Annotated in this window: 1 protein-coding gene; it reads right to left on the reverse strand. The window is 46.6% G+C overall.

Going from position 1 to position 545, the window contains the following annotated elements; genetic code table 11:
• Positions 1 to 395: TagA domain-containing protein (locus A8L45_RS23395; RefSeq protein WP_281181544.1), on the reverse strand; the 395-nt coding region annotated here is incomplete at its 3' end.
• Positions 396 to 545 lie beyond the last annotated feature (150 nt).

Raw genomic sequence — 545 nt, forward strand, 5'->3', positions numbered from 1 at the left:
GATGGTTTAGAAGACGTTTCAATATTGACCTGGAATTGGTTCATCCGCGTTCTAACGAATCGATGATCAGCCAGTTCAAAGGTCTTCAACCCATTCACTGTTGTCACTTCAAGGTGGCACTCATTTGGCAATCTTGTCGACGGCAATTTATCATCCGGATACACCATGCCATACGAGCCATACAAGGCAGGAAAAATATAACTCTGGAGTTCTTTTTCAGGGTCGAAGTATCCCACTATCGTGGTAACGGGAACACCAAACCGAATTGGCTTACGCGGCTCCAGTCCACCCGACCATTCGGTTAATGCGGTTATTTCCGCCCATGTTTTTCCATCCGATTCATACGTTTTATCAGAACCTTTGGTAAGTTGGACGATACCGCCATTAATATGCAATGAAGTCGGGGCGCCGCAGTATGTTTTATTTTGACAAGATCGCCTGCGTTTTCGGCTGATGCCGCGGGGATATAGACATTTTCAGCCCAGTGCCAATCGGCGTTATACGACCATAAGTGCATCTTGACGCCGCCATATTGGGCAAGTTTA

The sequence above is a fragment of the Veronia pacifica genome, from assembly GCF_001707825.1.
Lineage (GTDB): Bacteria > Pseudomonadota > Gammaproteobacteria > Enterobacterales > Vibrionaceae > Veronia > Veronia pacifica.